This is a genomic window from Thioclava sp. ISO4 (assembly GCF_058105145.1).
On the sequence record NZ_CM176571.1, the window covers coordinates 2569030 to 2584675 of the forward strand.

Sequence of the window (15646 nt, forward strand, 5' to 3'; positions counted from 1 at the left end):
TCCCCGGAGGACCCCATGAGCTTTGACCGTTCCATCAAGATCGCGCCCTCGATCCTGTCGGCCGATTTCGCCAATTTCGGCGCCGAGATCCGCGCCATCGAAGATCAGGGGGCCGATTGGGTCCATATCGACGTGATGGATGGGCATTTCGTGCCCAACCTCACCTTCGGCCCGCCCGCCGTGAAAGCGTTCCGACCGCATGTGAAGACCTTCATGGACGTCCACCTGATGATCGCGCCGGTCGACCCCTACATCGAGGCCTATGCCGAGGCTGGCGCCGATATGATCGTCGCGCATTGGGAGGCTGGCCCGCACCCGCACCGCACGCTGCAGGCGATCAAGGCGCAGGGCGTGAAATGCGGCATCTCGCTGAACCCCGGCACGCCCGCCAACGTGATCTCGGAACTGCTCGACCTCGTCGATATGGTTCTGGTGATGAGCGTGAACCCCGGCTTCGGCGGTCAGAAATTCATTCCCTCCAGCATCAACAAGGTGCGCCAAGTCCGCGAAATGATTGGTGATCGGGATATTCACATTCAGGTGGATGGCGGCGTCGATCCGACCACGGTCGGCCCGCTGGTCGAGGCCGGCGCGGATTGCTTCGTCGCTGGCTCGGCCGTCTTCAAGGGCGGTTCGGTCGACAAACCCGAGGTCTATGGCGCGAATATGCGCGCGATCCGCGAGGCGGCACAGGGCGCTCTCAAAGCGGCGCAATGATGGCCGGATCGGCGCAGGGCGACGCGGTCGCAAAACCGTGATCTGACCGCTTGCCCTGCGGCGACCTCTCAGTCATATTCGTGGAATTGAATACCAGTAAGGGAGGACTGGCATGACTTTCACGCGACGCACCATTCTGCGCGGAGGGCTGGCGATGGGCGCCATGACCGCCCTTCCCCGGCTCAGCTTCGCTGCCCAGACCCTCGAGATGGGGTCGGCCCGGCTCGACACGCTGTCTGATGGCAATCTCGTCCTGCCGCTCAGCTTCGTGAGCGACAACCCCGACGCCAAGCCGATCCTCGAGAGCTACGGCATCACCGGCGACGCGGTCGAGCCGCCCTGCAACGTCACGCTTTATCGCGACGGCACCAACACGGTGCTGTTCGACGTGGGCTCGGGCAATGACTTCATGCCGACCGCGGGCAAGCTGATGGAGGCGATGGATGCGCTCGAGGTCGCGCCCGATGACGTGACCCATATCGTCTTCACCCACGGCCACCCCGATCACCTCTGGGGCGTGCTCGACGATTTCGACGATCCGCTGTTCTACAATGCGCAGCACATGATGGGCAAAGCCGAGTTCGAGTACTGGCGCAATCCCGAGACGCTCGACACGATCGACGACGGTCGCAAGACCTTCGCGGCGGGCGCGCTGCGGCGCCTCGAAATCCTTGAAGATCAGATCGCAACCTTCGGAGATGGCGAGGAAATCCTGCCCGGCATCATGGCGCAGATGACCCCCGGCCATACGCCCGGTCACATGTCCTTCCACGTCAAGAACGGCAACACGCAGGCCTTCATCATCGGCGATGCGATCGTGAACCACTACCTCGCCTTCGCGGCGCCGGGCATGGAGGCGGGCTCGGATCAGAACCCGGAGCTGGGTGCAACGACGCGCGTGGCGCTGCTGGATCAGCTCGCGACCGACAATCTGCCGATCATCGGCTATCACCTGCCCGAAGGCGGTCTGGGCCGGGTCGAGCGCGACGGCGACGCCTATCGTTACGTCGCGGAGGTCTGAGTATGAAAAAACTCATCCTGACCAGCGCCTTGGCGGCGATTCTTCATGTGAGTCCCGCGCTCGCCTCGGAGGACGTGCCGGACATGTATCCCGGCTCCGTGCTCTATTCGAAGCCCTATGAGGTGATCCCCGGCGTCTGGACCTCGATCGGCGCGACCGCGCCGCCGACCTATGAGAATTCGGGCCATAACAACAATCTCAGCTTCATCGTTACCGGCGATGGCGTGGTCGTTGTGAATTCCGGCGCGTCCTATCAGCTCGCCAAGGCACTGCATGACGAGATCAAGGCGGTGACCGATCAACCGGTGAAACTGGTGATCAACGAGAACGGTCAGGGCCACGCGATGCTCGGCAATAATTACTGGATCGAACAGGGTGTGCCGGTGCTCGCCCATGTCGATGCGGCGGCCGAGTTCGAGCATGACGCGGGCGGCGCTTTCGAGGCGCTGAAAAATTACGGCAAGGAGACCGCCGAAGGCACCGATCCGAAACTGCCTACCGAGACCTTCGAGGACAAACGCGTCATCGAGATGGGCGACATGACCATCGAAGTGATGCATCTCGGCCCCGCGCACAGCCCCGGCGATACGCAGGTCTGGCTGCCCGAGCAGAAGTTCATGATCGCGGGCGATATCGCCTTTTCCGAACGGATGCCGCCGATCTTCTCGGGCACCTGCACGAGCTGCTGGATCGAGACCTTCGAGACCAAATTCGCGCCGCTGGAGCCTGCCTTCATCATCCCCGGCCACGGACACCCGACCAATCTCGACAAGGTCACGCGCGGCACGACGGGCTACCTGAAATATCTGCGCGGCAAGATCGGTGAGCATATCGACAATGGTGGCGATCTGACCGAGGCCTACTACGTGGATCAGAGCCCCTACAAAAACCTCGACACGTTCGAGGAACTGGCGACGAAAAACGCGGGCGTCGTCTACGAGGAAATGGAATTCGAATAGGAGGTCTCATGGCCGTCACACCCCCCGTCTGCGATTTCGGCTGGAAGGCTCCGGGCTTCACCCTGCCCGGCACCGATGGCAAGCAATACAGCTTTGACGACATCCGTGGCCCCAAGGGCACGCTCGTGATGTTCATCTGCAACCATTGCCCCTATGTCCAGTCGATCCTCGACCGCATCCTGCGCGATGCGGCGGAGTTGCAGAAGGCGGGGATCGGGGTCGTGGCGATCTCGGCCAACGATGTCGACGACTACCCCGAGGACAGTTTCGAGAACATGGCCAAGCTGGCCGAGGAGAAGGGCTTCCCCTTCCCCTATCTCTATGACGAAAGCCAGGCGGTGGCGAAGGCTTACGGCGCCGCCTGCACCCCCGATTTCTTCGGCTTCAACGCCGAGGACGGGCTGCAATATCGCGGGCGTCTCGATGCCTCGACCAAGCAGGCCGCTTCGGCAGATGCCAAGCGCGAGCTGTACGAGGGCATGATGATGGTCGTCGAAACCGGCGAGGGCCCGCGCGATCAGATCCCGTCGATGGGCTGCTCGATCAAGTGGAAAGCCGCATGAGCGACGCCCCTTCCGTCATCTTCGACCTCGACGGGACGCTGATCGACTCCGTGCCCGCGATCCATGCCGTCTCGAATGCCGTGCTGAGCGAGATGGGCTTCGGGCCGCTCTCGCTGCCGATGATCCGCAGCTTCGTCGGCAAGGGCGTGCCCAATCTCGTGCGCCAACTCCTCATCACCTCGGGCGAAGACCCGGACGGGCCGCTTTTCGCCCGCGTGGAGCACGCCCTGATCGCACGCTACGAGACGGACGTGGAGGGCAACGTGCCCTATCCGAACGTGATCGCCGCGCTCGACACGCTCCAGGAGATGGGCTGCCGGATGGCCGTGTGCACCAACAAGCCCTTCGCGCCCGCCGAGGCCGCTTTGCGCCATGTCGGCCTCTGGGAGTATTTCGAGCTGACGCTGGGCGGGGATTCCATGCCCACCCGCAAGCCCGAGCCGCAGATGCTGCACCATTGCCATCAGGCACTTGGCGGCGGCGCGATGATCTATGTCGGCGACTCGGAGGTCGATGCGGAGACGGCGGTGAACGCGCAGGCCCCCTTCGCGATCTATTCCGAGGGCTATCGCAAGACGCCGCTGACCGAAGTGCCCCATGACGTGGCCTTCTCGGATTGGGCGATGCTGCCCGGTCTGGTGGAGGGCTGGAAATGGTAGGCGCGCTGATCTTCGACGTCGACGGCACGCTGGCCGAGACCGAAGAAGCGCATCGCCGCGCCTTCAACGAGACCTTCGCGGCGCGTGGCGTCGACTGGAACTGGTCGCAGGAAACGTACCGCGAACTCCTGAAGACCACCGGCGGCAAGGAACGCATGGCGCGCCACCGCGAGGTCATGGGCTTCGGCCCCTCTGACGACGAAATCGCCGATCTGCACAAGATCAAGACCCGGCGTTATGTCGAGATCATCACTGACGGCGAGGTGCCGCTGCGCCCCGGCGTGGCGCGGCTGATCGCCAATGCGCGCGACGCGGGAATGAAGCTCGCCATCGCCACCACCACGAACCGGCCCAATGTCGATGCGCTGATCCGCGCGACGCTGGGCGCCGATCCCGATCACCTGTTCGACGCGATTGCAGCCGGAGACGAGGTGGAGACCAAGAAACCCGCGCCGGACGTGTTCGAGCTGGCGCTGAACCGGTTGCATCTGCCGCCCGAGACCTGCATCGCTTTCGAGGATAGCGAAATGGGGCTACAATCGGCGCAAGGGGCCGGGCTGCGCGTCTTGGTGACCCCTTCGGCCTATACCGACGGGGGCGATTTCTCGAGCGCGGAGTGGGTTCTTCCCGACCTCTCGCATCCCTTACCGCCCGAGATCACGAGAGGGCTGGGACAGAGTGCCGCAATTTCATAAGATTATCCCCGGCTATATCTGCTGGGCAGGTTAACGGAGGCCACCATGATCAAACCTGACGTTAAAGCGTTTTTCGACACCGCGACCTTCACCGTCTCTTACGTGGTGAAAGATCCGGGCAGCAAATCCTGCGCCATCGTCGATAGCGTGCTCGATTTCGACTATTCCTCGGGCCGGACGGATACCAAATCCGCCGACGAGGTCATCGCCTATGTGCAAGAGCACGGTCTTGAGGTGGAATGGATCCTCGAGAGCCACGTCCATGCCGACCACCTTTCCGCCGCGCCCTATATCCAGGAGCGCGTCGGCGGCAAGATCGGTATCGGCGACCGCATCCAGGTCGTGCAGGACACGTTCGGCAAGATCTTCAACGAAGGCACCGAATTCCAGCGCGACGGCTCGCAGTTCGACAAGCTCTTCAAGGAAGGCGACACGTTCACCGTGGGCGCGCTCGAGGGCCGCGTTCTGCACACGCCGGGCCACACGCCCGCTTGCCTCACCTACGTGATCGGCGATGCGGCCTTCGTGGGCGATACGCTCTTCATGCCCGATTTCGGCACGGCGCGCTGCGACTTCCCCGGGGGATCGGCGGAAACGCTCTATTCCTCGATCCAGAAGATCCTCACGCTGCCCGACGAGACCCGCATCTTCGTGGGCCACGACTACAAGGCCCCGGGCCGCGACGAATATGCGTGGGAAACCAGTGTCGCCGAGGAAAAGGCCCGCAACATCCATATCGGCGGCGGCAAGTCCGAGGCCGAATTCGTCAAGATGCGCACCGAGCGCGACGCGACGCTGGCGATGCCGAAGCTGATCATCCCCTCGCTGCAGGTGAACATGCGCGCAGGCCAGATGCCGCCCGCCGATGACGAGGGCAAGACCTATCTCAAGGTCCCGGTGAACGGGCTCTGAACAGACAAACCTAAAGGGGCGGGCTAGACCCGCCCTTCTCTCCCCTACAGGCAGGACAACAGGACCAATATGGAACCGCGCAAACTTTCCGACGATTTCTCCGTCTCCCCGCAGATCGAGCCCGAAGACGTCGCCAAGCTCGCCGAGATGGGCTTTCGCACGCTGATCACGAACCGCCCCGACGAAGAGGTCGAGGACGACAAATATCTGTCGACCAATATCGCGAAGCTCTGTGCGCAATACGGGCTGAACTATCATTACCTGCCCTATTACCCCGGCGAGATGACCTTCGATCTGGTCCACGATTACGAGGCGATCATGAACACCGCGCCGAAGCCCGCCTTCGGCTATTGCCGCTCGGGCACGCGCTCGTCGCATCTCTGGGGCATGAGCCAAGCGGGTCGGATGGATCTCGACAAGATCATCGAGGCTGCGGCCAATGCGGGCTATGACCATTCCTCGCTGATGCCGGTGCTGAAATTCTACGCCACGCGCCGCGGCAAGGTTTGATCCGCGCCTAATCCGAAGACCGAGATGCTCAAACGCTACCTGCCGATCCTCAGCTGGGGGCGCGACTACGATCGCCCGACCTTCGAGGCCGACCTGATCGCGGCTGTGATTGTGACGATCATGCTGATCCCGCAATCGCTGGCCTATTCGCTGCTCGCTGGCATGCCACCGGAATACGGGCTTTATGCCTCGGTGCTGCCGCTCTTGATCTACGCGGTCTTCGGCACCTCGCGACCTCTGGCCGTGGGGCCGGTCGCGGTGATCTCCTTGATGACGGCAGCCGCGGTGGGCAAGGTTGCGGCGCAAGGCACGCCCGAATATATCGCCGCCGCCGTGGCACTGGCCTTCCTGTCGGGCGTGATGCTGGTGATCATGGGCTTCCTGCGGATGGGCTTCATCACGGCCTTCCTCAGCCATCCGGTGCTCTCGGGCTTCACCTCCGCCGTCGGCATCCTGATCGCCGCGGGCCAGATGAAGCATTTCTTCGGCATCCAAGGCGAAAGCGGCGGGATCTTCGACATTCTCGGCGGCCTTTGGGCGCATCTCGGCCAGACCAACGCCTACACGGTCGTCATCTCGATCCTGTCGCTGGTCTTCCTGTTCTGGGCGCGGCGCGGGTTGAAACCGCGCCTGCTGAAAGCGGGACTGTCCGAGCGATTGGCGGCGATCCTGACCCGCGCGGCCCCCGTTTATGCCGTGGCGGCGACCATCCTAATCACCTGGCTCTTCGGGCTGGAGGGGCGCGGCGTCCGCGTCGTCGGCACCGTGCCGCTGGGCTTCCCGACGCCGAGCCTTCCGCCCGCCGATCTCGCGCTTTGGAAAGAGCTTTTCGTCCCCGCGCTGCTGATCGCGATCATCGGCTATGTCGAGACGATCTCCGTCGCCCAGACGCTGGCCGCGAAGAAACGCCAGCGCATCGATCCGGATCAGGAATTCATCGCCCTTGGCGGCGCCTCCATCGGCTCCGCGATCTCGGGCGCTTTCCCGGTCACGGGCGGCTTCGCGCGCTCCGTCGTGAGTTTCGAGGCCGGCGCCACAACGCCCGCCGCCGGGGCCTTCACCGCGATCGGCGTGGCGCTTGCGACCTTCACCCTGACCCCGGCCCTCTATTACCTGCCGCAAGCAACGCTCGCGGCCACGATCTTCGTCTCGGTGCTGACGCTGGTCGATACCAAAGCGCTCAAGCGCACGTTCAAATACGCACCTCGCGAAGGCGTCGGCATGGCGCTGACCGTGCTGGTCACGCTGATCTGGGGCGTCGAGGACGGCATCGCTTTCGGGGTCATCCTCTCGATCGCGCTGCGGTTGTGGGCCAGCTCGCGCCCGCATGTGGCCGAGCTGGGTCAGGTTCCCGGCACCGAGCATTTCCGCAACATCCAGCGCCACCGCGTCAGCTGCGCGCCGGGCGTCCTCAGCCTGCGCATCGACGAGAGCCTGTGGTTCCCGAATGCCCGCTTCGTCGAGGAGATGATCTACGACCGCATCGCCAGCGACGAGTCGATCAAGCATGTCGTGCTGAACTGCCCCGCGATCAACCACATCGACATGTCCGCGCTCGAGGCGCTGGAAGAGGTGAACGACCAGCTCAACGATGCGGGCGTGCGGCTGCACCTGTCCGAAGTGAAGGGCCCGGTGATGGACCGGCTCACGCGTTCGGACCTGATCACCCATCTGACCGGGCAGATCTACCTCACCCATTACGACGCGCTCGCGACGCTTGCCCCCGAGACCACTCAGGGCTGTGCGCATGAGACCCGCATCGAGACCCATCGCTAAGGAATTTCTGCACTCCACGCGGGTTGCCATGACGCCCGAAAAATAAGACATTCGGATAGATTTTCCGGCGCGGGGTAGTTGTGCGCCGGAATAGTAGTAACGAGCTACGCGACCTACCGAATTGTGAGGTGAAACGCGATGTTATCCTTTTGCGAGGCAGTCTTACGCGCGAAATCCGTTCAAGAGATCTGGACGCGTCATTGCCACGAAATGGAACGATTTGGGTTCGACCGTTTGATCTACGGATTCACGAGTTTCCGTAAGGGAAACAATTTTGGCCACGAAGACGATTTGTTGATCCTTTCGAACCACGCAAAGGAATATCTCGACATCTTCATCGGCGAGGCGAAATACCGCCACGCGCCGATGGTCCAATGGACTGCGGAGAATGACGGCGCGTGCTCGTGGCGCGTGGTCGCGGATCGCGCGATGCGGGGCGAGTTGACCCCGGGCGAGATCGAGGTGATCGAACTCAACCGCCGTTTCGGCATCATCGCGGGCTATTCGATCGGCTTCTCCGACCCGCTCTCCTACGCGCGCGGCGCGATTGGAATCGTGGGTCGACCGGGATTGAGCCAGGACGAGGTGGACCGGATCTGGCGCGAGAACGAACGAGAGCTGATGGCGATGAACAGCCTCGTGCATCTGCGCATCTCCACCATGCCCTATTCCACCGGGCGCCGTCCGCTGACGGATCGGCAGCGCGAAGTGCTCGAATGGGTGGCCGAGGGGAAGACGACCGCCGATATCGCGATCATCATGGGGCTGACGCCGTCGACGGTGGAAAAGCACCTTCGGCTCGCGCGCGAAGCGCTCGATGTCGACACCACCGCTCAGGCGGTGATGAAAGCCTCGGTTCAGAAGCAGATTTTCCTCAACGCCTCGCATGCCGCGGCCGCGCGTTAACGTCGCCGCGCAACAGCCTACCCGCAAAAGAAAAACGCCGCCCCGATCAGGGCGGCGTTTTCCGATTTCAAAGAAGAGGCGCGGGCTTAGTTGCCAGCTGCGGTCTTCGCCACTTCGGCGGCGAAATCTTCTTCTTTCTTCTCGATGCCTTCGCCGACTTCCATCCGGACGAAGCCGGTGATTTCGACGCCAGCTTCTTTCGCAGCCTGACCGACGGTGAGGTCGGGGTTGACGACGAATTGCTGGTTCAGCAGCGTGACTTCCGCGGTGAATTTCTTCATGCGGCCTTCGATCATCTTCTCGATCACCTGCTCGGGCTTGCCCGATTCACGTGCGATGTCGATCTGAACCTGCTTTTCCTTCTCGAGGACCGAGGGGTCGAGATCGGCTTCCGACAGCGCGGCCGGGTTGGTCGCGGCGATATGCATCGCGATCTGCTTGCCGATGCCGTTGTCGGCGCCGTTCAGCGCGACGAGCACACCGATCTTGCCCATGCCTTCGGCGGCGGCGTTGTGCACGTAATGCACCAGCGTGTCGCCTTCGAGGATGTGCATGCGGCGCAGGTTCATGTTCTCGCCGATACGCGCGATGGCATCGGTGATCACGTCTTCGACCTTCTTGCCGTTGAGATGGGCGGTCTTGACGACCTCGACATCTTCACCGGTTTCCAGCGCGACTTCCGCGATGTCGGAGACGAGCTTCTGGAAATCGGCGTTCTTCGCGACGAAGTCGGTTTCCGAGTTCATCTCGATCGCGACGCCCTTGCCGTTGTTCACGGCGACAGCGACGAGACCTTCAGCCGCGACGCGGCCGGATTTCTTCGCGGCTTTCGCGAGGCCCTTGGTGCGCAGCCAGTCAACGGCGGCGTCCATGTCGCCATCGGTCTCGGTCAGCGCTTTTTTCGCGTCCATCATGCCTGCGCCGGTTGCTTCGCGCAGTTCCTTCACCTGAGCGGCGGTAATCGCCATGGTCGGATCTCCTTCAAGAACTCTGCGAGGGCGGGATACCCCGCCCTCATGTCATCTGGGTGACGGTCGTGGCTTACTCGGCCTCGGCCTCGGCCAGCGCCTCTTCGACCGGGGTCTCGGTGAGGGCACCGACATCGACGCCCGCCGCGCCCATCTGGGCCGACATGCCGTCGAGAGCTGCGCGCGAAGCGAGGTCGCAATAGAGCGCGATGGCGCGCGCCGCGTCATCGTTGCCCGGGATCACGTAATCCACGCCGTTCGGCGGGCAGTTGGTGTCGACCACGGCCACGACCGGGATGCCGAGCTTCTTGGCTTCCGCGATGGCGAGGTCTTCCTTGTTCACGTCGATCACGAACAGGAGGTCCGGCAGACCGCCCATTTCGCGGATACCACCGAGCGACGCCTGAAGCTTCGCCTGGTCACGCTCCATGCCGAGACGCTCTTTCTTGGTCAGGCCTTCAGCGCCCTGCTCGAGCTTCTCGTCGATCTCGTTGAGACGTTTGATCGACTGGGAGACGGTCTTCCAGTTGGTCAGCGTGCCGCCGAGCCAGCGGTGGTTCATATAATACTGTGCGCATTTCTCAGCGGCTTCAGCGATCGGGCGAGCTGCCTGACGCTTGGTGCCGACGAAGAGAACGCGGCCGTTTTTCGCAACGGTGTCGCGGATGACCTGCAGAGCCTGGTCGAGCATCGGAACGGTCTGCGTCAGATCGATGATGTGGATGCCGTTACGCTCGCCATAGATGTACTGACCCATACGGGGGTTCCAACGCTGCGTCTGGTGGCCAAAGTGAACGCCAGCTTCCAAGAGCTGACGCAGGGAGAATTCAGGAAGCGCCATGTCCAATTCCTTTTCCGGTTTGCGCCTGAGCGGAGGGTCTCAGGGCAGATGCCCCAACCGGTGGACCTTTGAGGATGTCTCCCCCCATCGGCCCGCCTCCGCCTGTGAAGTGCGCGCGATATAGACCCATCGCGCGGGCTTGGCAACCCCTACCGGTCACGGGCGTCCCCGGGAAAACCAAGGCGCGCGCGCCAGCTTCGGCGTGGCAAAAATATCCCGGGGGTGAGGCGGACTCAGCGGCCTTCCTGTGGAAGGACGCCCGCCGAACGCCCGACGCGTAAGCGGAGGGCCGGCGAAGTCAGCGAAGAGGGGCAACGCCCCTGCCCCGGTCGACCCAGCCTACAGCGCCCGGAACCGGTTGCGCTGGCTGCCGGTCCATTCGACCTCGAAACTCCAACCCTCTTCGGTCTGGGTCTCGCCGCGGATCACGTTCTGCTCGTGCAGCCAGGCGCGCTTGCGCCCATCCGCAAAGCGGAGCGTGATTTCCTCGTGGTAGCGTTCTTCCGAGAGCTTCTCGTCGATCGCCGTCAGAAGCGCGTCGAGCCCGTCCCCGGTCAGCGCCGAGATCGCCTGCAGATCGGGCTCGCGCGCCTCCTGCACCATCAGCGCGCGGCGCTGATCGGGCGGGACGGCGTCCATCTTGTTCCAGACTTCGATCAGCGGCACTTCCTTGGCCACGCCGAGCTTGGCGAGAATGTCGTTCACATCCTCCGCCTGCTCTTCGGTCTCGGGATGCGAGATGTCGCGGACATGCAAGATCAGATCGGCTTCGAGCACCTCTTCCAGCGTCGCGCGGAAGGCCGCCACAAGCTGCGTCGGCAGGTCCGAGATGAAGCCCACCGTGTCGGACAGGATCACCTTGCGCCCGGTAGGCAGTTCCAGCCCGCGCATCGTCGGGTCGAGCGTGGCGAACAGCATATCTTTCGCCAGCACTTCCGCCCCGGTCACGCGGTTGAACAGCGTGGATTTCCCGGCGTTGGTATAGCCCACCAGCGCCACGATCGGGAACGGCACCTTGCGGCGCGCGGCGCGGTGCAGCTCGCGGGTCTTCACGACCTTCGCAAGCTGGCGGCGCAGGCGCACGATCTGCTCGTCGATGGCACGGCGGTCGGCCTCGATCTGGGTCTCGCCGGGGCCGCCGACGAAGCCGAGCCCGCCCCGCTGACGCTCGAGGTGGGTCCAGGCGCGCACCAGCCGCGTGCGCTGATAGCTGAGCGCGGCCAGCTCCACCTGCAACACACCTTCCCGGGTGCGTGCACGGTCGGCGAAGATCTCGAGGATCAGCCCGGTCCGGTCGAGGAGCTTCACCCCCCATTCCTTCTCGAGGTTACGCTGCTGCACGGGCGTCACCGGCCCGTCGATGAAGACGAGGTCGATCTCGTTCGCCTCCAGCCGCGCCTTGATCTCGGCGAGCTTGCCCTGACCGAACAGCTTGCCCGGCTCGGGCTTGCGCAGCTTCACGATCTCCTCGCCCACGACCTCCAGATGCGGCAGGGCGGCGGCCAGCGAGACCGCTTCGGACAGCGCGAATTGGGGCAAGTGCCGTTGGCCCTCTCGCGACGGAATGTCGGGATGGATCACGTAGGCCCGCGTGTCGGGCGTCTCGGTAGAGGTCGTTTCGCTCAAGATATGTATCGCTAAAGCCGCGTGCCGCGACGCTTATTCGTCGCCTTCGTAAAGCGAAATAGGCTGTCCCGGCATGATCGTCGAGATCGCGTGCTTGTAGACAAGCTGAGATTGCCCATCGCGGCGCAGAAGCACGCAGAAGTTGTCAAACCAAGTGATGACGCCTTGCAGCTTCACCCCGTTGATCAGGAATATCGTGACCGGAACCTTCGTTTTGCGAACGTGATTGAGGAATGCGTCCTGCAGGTTCTGTTTATCGCCAGCCATATTGTTCTTGCCCTTGTTCGTGTCTCGCGTCCGGGCGTCTGCGTCAAAGACACCCAGTTGAGTCAAGTATGCAGTGCACAGCGGGAGATTCCAGCCCAAAAAACAGTTTGTTAGGCCCTGAGCCAGAATTTGCGTATCAAATCCGGGTTTCAGGAGCGCCAGAACTCGGGGTTGAAGAGCGCGATAATGGCCAGCGTCTCGAGCCGCCCAAGCACCATGGCGAAGGCGAATATAGCCTTGATGGGCTCGCTCAAATGGGCCCAGCTCAGCGGCACATCCGCCGCGATCCCCGCCAGCGGACCGGTATTCGACAGCGCCGCGATCGTCAGGATCGTCGCCGGCTCAAAAGACAGGCCGAACAGCGAGACCGCCATCATCACCCCGCCGATCGAGATCGCGAACAGCATGAACACGATCCAGCTGATATAGGCGCCCTCCCGGCGCAACCTGCGCGCCATCATGCCGCCGCCCGCGATGGAATTGGGGTAGATCAGCTTGTCGAGTTCGCGCTCGCCGTGGCGCAAAAGCGCATAGACGCGCAGCAGCCGCACGCCACCTGCCGTCGTCGCGACGCCGCCGCCGATGATCGCAAGCCCCGCGAGGATCAGACCCGGCGTGCCCAGACCCGACCAGTCGCGCGCGTCATGCCACGCGGACGATTCGAAGCCGGTCGTGGTCAGGAAGGACAGCGAGGTGAAGAGCGAGCCCCAGATCGATTTGAAGATCGCGCCGAAATCGCCCGGCGTGCGCACTTCCAGCGCCGCGATCCAGTGACGGATGAAGAGAAACAGCGGCACGAGGATCACCAGCGCCGCGGCCAGACGCAGCTCGGGATCGTCGATCAGCTTCGGCGAGGCGCGCAGCTCGCCCCCGCCCGGCCAGAGCCTGCGCGACAGCGCGGGCAGGAAGAAGACGAAGATCACCATCTCGCCCGCCATTCCGGACCGCGCATTGGCCATCCCGCCCACCGGCGAAATCCCCGAGGTCGACAGTGTGGACATCGCATGGATCAGCGCCGTCAGCGACCGGTCCCCCGCCATCAGCAAGCAGACCCACAGCAGCACCGTCAGCCCGGTATAGATCGGCGCGAGCGACACCGCGTAATGGGCGATGCGCTCGGACATCTCCGCCCCGCCATCGGCTGCCGGGGCCGCGGCGGCCGGCGCGCCCGAGGGGCCGCCCGAGAAGAACACCTCGAAGCCGCCAAGCCGCATCGGCGCGAGAACCGCGATCGCCATCACGAGGATGAAGAACCCGCCCATCCACGCGACCAGCCCACGCCACAGATGGACCGACCCGACCAGCCGGGTGGGCTCGTAGAGCGTGCCGCCCGTGGTCGTGAAGGCCGAGACCATCTCCCACCAGCTGTTGAAGAACGAGGTGTCGCGCACCGCGATATAGAACGGCACCGCCAGCATCAACGGCAGCACCGTGAAGGCGGCAAGCATGATCAGAAGGCTCGCCCGCCCTGCCCGCGCAGGCCGCGGGTTCGACCCGTTGGCCAAGCCGATCAGCGCGGTCGCGAACAAAAACAGCGTGGCGGAGTAGAAAAACGCCCGCGCCGTGTGGTGATGATGGGTCAAAAGCGCATGGATCGCGGGCACATACATCGCCAGCGCCGAGACTCCCATCAGGAGGATCGGCAGCGGCAAGGCCTTGATCATGCGTTCCATGCGGACCGGCCCTTAGAAGAAGTCGATGGAGACCTGCAACAGGCGCTCCACTTCGGGCACATCGGAGGTCAGCGCGAACAGGACCACGATATCGCCTTCTTCGATGCGGGTATTGCCGGTGGGTTTGACGATCTTGTGGCCCTTGCGGATCGCGCCGATCAGCACGCCTTCGGGGAAATCGACATCGCGCACCGCCTTGCCCGACATCGGCGAGGTGCCCATGACCTGCGCCTCGATCGCCTCGCCCTCGGCATCCCCGATCGAGTAGATCGCGCGCACCCGGCCATGCCGGATATGGCGCAGGATCGAGGACACGGTGGTCGCGCGCGGGTTGATGTAGGCGTCGATATCGAGCGCACTCAGCAAGGGCGCGAGCGTGGGGTCGTTGATCAGACAGATCGCCATCCGGCAGCCCGCCTGCTTGGCGCGCACCGAGACGAGGATGTTGGTCTTGTCGTCATCGGTGATTGCCAGAACCGCATCGGCGGTGGCGATATTCGCCTCCTCCAGCAGTTCCGAGCTCATCCCGTCGCCGTTGAGCACGATGGTCCGGTCCAGCGCATCGGCGGCCTTCTCGGCCTGCCCGCGCGAGCGTTCGATGATCTTGGCGCGCACCCGCTCGGTCCGCGCCTCGAGCGCCTTGGCCACGCTGAGGCCCACATTCCCGCCGCCGATGATGACGATGCGTTCCTGCTTCTGGGTGGATTTGCCGAAGATATCGAGCGTCCGGTTCACGTCCTCGACATGGGCGAAAACATAGATCTGGTCCCCCGCGAACAGCTGATCGCCCGGCTCGGGCGCAAACAGCCGCCCCTCGCGGCGAATGCCGACCACGACCGCGCGCAGCGTCGAGAACAGATCGGTCAGCTGACGCAGCGGCGTGTCGAGCACCGGGCAATCGGCGTCCAGCTCGATCCCCAGAAGCTGCAGCTGCTCGTCGAGGAAGCTTTCCGTGTCGAAGGTCGAGGGTGCCGCCAAGCGGCGCAGAGCGGCCTCGGCCACCTCGCGCTCAGGCGAGATGATCACGTCGATCGGCAGGTGATCGCGACGGTAGAGATCGGAATATTGCGGCTGCAGATAGCTCTGCGCCCGGATGCGGGCGATCTTGCGCGTGATCCCGAAGACCGACATCGCGACCTGACAGGTCACCATGTTGACCTCGTCGGAATGGGTCGCGGCGATCATCAGATCGCAGTCGCGCGCCCCGGCCTGCTCGAGAATGTCCGGATGCGAGGCGAAGCCCACCACGCCCTGGACGTCGAGCGTGTCGGCCGCGCGCCGCACCAGTTCGGGATTGGAATCGACCACCGTGACGTCGTTGCGCTCGCCCGCCAGATGGCGCGCGATCTGCCAACCGACCTGACCCGCACCGCAGATGATGACCTTCATGGCAAATGCCTCCGCGCCTCGCTTGGCCCCTATCTAGGCTGCGTTGCAGGGGGTGGTCAAATAGCAAACGTGCAAGGCGCATGTCGCGGCCAAAACCTAAGCCCCTTCCTCTTGGGTAAAATATCCCGGGGGGCTCCCGCAGGGAGCGGGGGCAGCGCCCCCTC

At 63.7% G+C, this 15646-nt stretch carries 16 protein-coding genes; 10 read left to right on the plus strand and 6 right to left on the minus strand.

Translation table 11 applies throughout. The features are described from left to right. Positions 1 to 15 precede the first annotated feature (15 nt). The 10 genes from rpe (at position 16) to AC2TZ7_RS12680 (ending at position 8718) form a co-directional block, all read left to right on the plus strand. Positions 16 to 717 (plus strand): ribulose-phosphate 3-epimerase, encoded by a 702-nt coding sequence (rpe, locus tag AC2TZ7_RS12635; protein ID WP_098410977.1) that lies wholly within the window; start codon positions 16 to 18, stop codon positions 715 to 717. A 112-nt stretch (positions 718 to 829) separates the two neighbouring features. Further along, on the plus strand, positions 830 to 1738 hold the full coding sequence (locus tag AC2TZ7_RS12640; protein WP_489864505.1) for an MBL fold metallo-hydrolase: 909 nt from the start codon (positions 830 to 832) through the stop codon (positions 1736 to 1738). Between the two features lie 2 nt (positions 1739 to 1740). Continuing rightward, positions 1741 to 2697, plus strand: coding sequence for an MBL fold metallo-hydrolase (locus AC2TZ7_RS12645; RefSeq protein WP_489864506.1), 957 nt, complete (start codon positions 1741 to 1743; stop codon positions 2695 to 2697). 8 nt (positions 2698 to 2705) lie between these two features. Further along, complete coding sequence (locus AC2TZ7_RS12650; RefSeq protein ID WP_078520688.1) at positions 2706 to 3260, plus strand: thioredoxin family protein; 555 nt, start codon at positions 2706 to 2708, stop codon at positions 3258 to 3260. Then, positions 3257 to 3919, plus strand: coding sequence for a phosphoglycolate phosphatase (locus AC2TZ7_RS12655; protein WP_489864507.1), 663 nt, complete (start codon positions 3257 to 3259; stop codon positions 3917 to 3919). The genes AC2TZ7_RS12650 and AC2TZ7_RS12655 overlap by 4 nt, the downstream gene beginning before the upstream one ends. Continuing rightward, positions 3913 to 4614 carry an HAD family hydrolase gene (locus tag AC2TZ7_RS12660; RefSeq protein WP_489864508.1) on the plus strand — a complete coding sequence of 234 codons (702 nt, stop codon included), beginning with the start codon at positions 3913 to 3915 and terminating at the stop codon, positions 4612 to 4614. Before AC2TZ7_RS12655 ends, AC2TZ7_RS12660 begins: the two co-directional genes overlap by 7 nt. Before the next feature lie 48 nt (positions 4615 to 4662). Next, positions 4663 to 5526 carry an MBL fold metallo-hydrolase gene (locus tag AC2TZ7_RS12665; RefSeq protein WP_489866812.1) on the plus strand — a complete coding sequence of 288 codons (864 nt, stop codon included), beginning with the start codon at positions 4663 to 4665 and terminating at the stop codon, positions 5524 to 5526. A gap of 69 nt (positions 5527 to 5595) precedes the next feature. Next, on the plus strand, positions 5596 to 6036 hold the full coding sequence (locus AC2TZ7_RS12670; RefSeq protein WP_489864509.1) for a protein tyrosine phosphatase family protein: 441 nt from the start codon (positions 5596 to 5598) through the stop codon (positions 6034 to 6036). A gap of 24 nt (positions 6037 to 6060) precedes the next feature. Next, a complete protein-coding gene (locus AC2TZ7_RS12675) occupies positions 6061 to 7812 on the plus strand; it encodes a SulP family inorganic anion transporter (protein ID WP_489864510.1) in 1752 nt (583 codons plus the stop codon). Positions 7813 to 7950: 138 nt separating this feature from the next. Then, positions 7951 to 8718, plus strand: a complete 768-nt coding sequence (locus AC2TZ7_RS12680) for a helix-turn-helix transcriptional regulator (protein ID WP_489864511.1) — start codon at positions 7951 to 7953, stop codon at positions 8716 to 8718. An 86-nt stretch (positions 8719 to 8804) separates the two neighbouring features. On the opposite strand, the gene tsf is transcribed toward AC2TZ7_RS12680, so the two are convergent. The 6 genes from tsf to trkA form a co-directional block, all read right to left on the minus strand. After that, entirely contained in the window at positions 8805 to 9686 is an 882-nt protein-coding gene (tsf, locus tag AC2TZ7_RS12685; protein ID WP_098410986.1) for a translation elongation factor Ts, read from the minus strand. 73 nt (positions 9687 to 9759) lie between these two features. Next, entirely contained in the window at positions 9760 to 10527 is a 768-nt protein-coding gene (rpsB, locus tag AC2TZ7_RS12690) for a 30S ribosomal protein S2 (RefSeq protein WP_098410987.1), read from the minus strand. Between the two features lie 339 nt (positions 10528 to 10866). Beyond that, positions 10867 to 12153, minus strand: coding sequence for a GTPase HflX (gene hflX / locus AC2TZ7_RS12695; RefSeq protein ID WP_489864512.1), 1287 nt, complete (start codon positions 12151 to 12153; stop codon positions 10867 to 10869). Positions 12154 to 12186: 33 nt separating this feature from the next. After that, a complete protein-coding gene (gene hfq, locus AC2TZ7_RS12700; RefSeq protein WP_489864513.1) occupies positions 12187 to 12420 on the minus strand; it encodes an RNA chaperone Hfq in 234 nt (77 codons plus the stop codon). Positions 12421 to 12569: 149 nt separating this feature from the next. Continuing rightward, positions 12570 to 14093 (minus strand): potassium transporter TrkG, encoded by a 1524-nt coding sequence (locus AC2TZ7_RS12705; RefSeq protein ID WP_134332554.1) that lies wholly within the window; start codon positions 14091 to 14093, stop codon positions 12570 to 12572. 12 nt (positions 14094 to 14105) lie between these two features. Then, on the minus strand, positions 14106 to 15482 hold the full coding sequence (gene trkA, locus AC2TZ7_RS12710; RefSeq protein WP_489864514.1) for a Trk system potassium transporter TrkA: 1377 nt from the start codon (positions 15480 to 15482) through the stop codon (positions 14106 to 14108). Positions 15483 to 15646 lie beyond the last annotated feature (164 nt).

What these genes read in the sequence shown, in the direction of transcription:
- AC2TZ7_RS12675 (WP_489864510.1), top strand. Translation starts at nt 6,061, where the DNA reads ATGCTCAAACGCTACCTGCCGATCCTCAGCTGGGGGCGCGACTACGAT.
- AC2TZ7_RS12655 (WP_489864507.1), top strand. Translation starts at nt 3,257, where the DNA reads ATGAGCGACGCCCCTTCCGTCATCTTCGACCTCGACGGGACGCTGATC.
- AC2TZ7_RS12705 (WP_134332554.1), bottom strand. Translation starts at nt 14,093, where the DNA reads ATGGAACGCATGATCAAGGCCTTGCCGCTGCCGATCCTCCTGATGGGA.
- AC2TZ7_RS12660 (WP_489864508.1), top strand. Translation starts at nt 3,913, where the DNA reads ATGGTAGGCGCGCTGATCTTCGACGTCGACGGCACGCTGGCCGAGACC.
- tsf (WP_098410986.1), bottom strand. Translation starts at nt 9,686, where the DNA reads ATGGCGATTACCGCCGCTCAGGTGAAGGAACTGCGCGAAGCAACCGGC.
- AC2TZ7_RS12640 (WP_489864505.1), top strand. Translation starts at nt 830, where the DNA reads ATGACTTTCACGCGACGCACCATTCTGCGCGGAGGGCTGGCGATGGGC.
- AC2TZ7_RS12670 (WP_489864509.1), top strand. Translation starts at nt 5,596, where the DNA reads ATGGAACCGCGCAAACTTTCCGACGATTTCTCCGTCTCCCCGCAGATC.
- AC2TZ7_RS12680 (WP_489864511.1), top strand. Translation starts at nt 7,951, where the DNA reads ATGTTATCCTTTTGCGAGGCAGTCTTACGCGCGAAATCCGTTCAAGAG.
- rpe (WP_098410977.1), top strand. Translation starts at nt 16, where the DNA reads ATGAGCTTTGACCGTTCCATCAAGATCGCGCCCTCGATCCTGTCGGCC.
- hfq (WP_489864513.1), bottom strand. Translation starts at nt 12,420, where the DNA reads ATGGCTGGCGATAAACAGAACCTGCAGGACGCATTCCTCAATCACGTT.
- AC2TZ7_RS12650 (WP_078520688.1), top strand. Translation starts at nt 2,706, where the DNA reads ATGGCCGTCACACCCCCCGTCTGCGATTTCGGCTGGAAGGCTCCGGGC.
- AC2TZ7_RS12645 (WP_489864506.1), top strand. Translation starts at nt 1,741, where the DNA reads ATGAAAAAACTCATCCTGACCAGCGCCTTGGCGGCGATTCTTCATGTG.
- rpsB (WP_098410987.1), bottom strand. Translation starts at nt 10,527, where the DNA reads ATGGCGCTTCCTGAATTCTCCCTGCGTCAGCTCTTGGAAGCTGGCGTT.
- trkA (WP_489864514.1), bottom strand. Translation starts at nt 15,482, where the DNA reads ATGAAGGTCATCATCTGCGGTGCGGGTCAGGTCGGTTGGCAGATCGCG.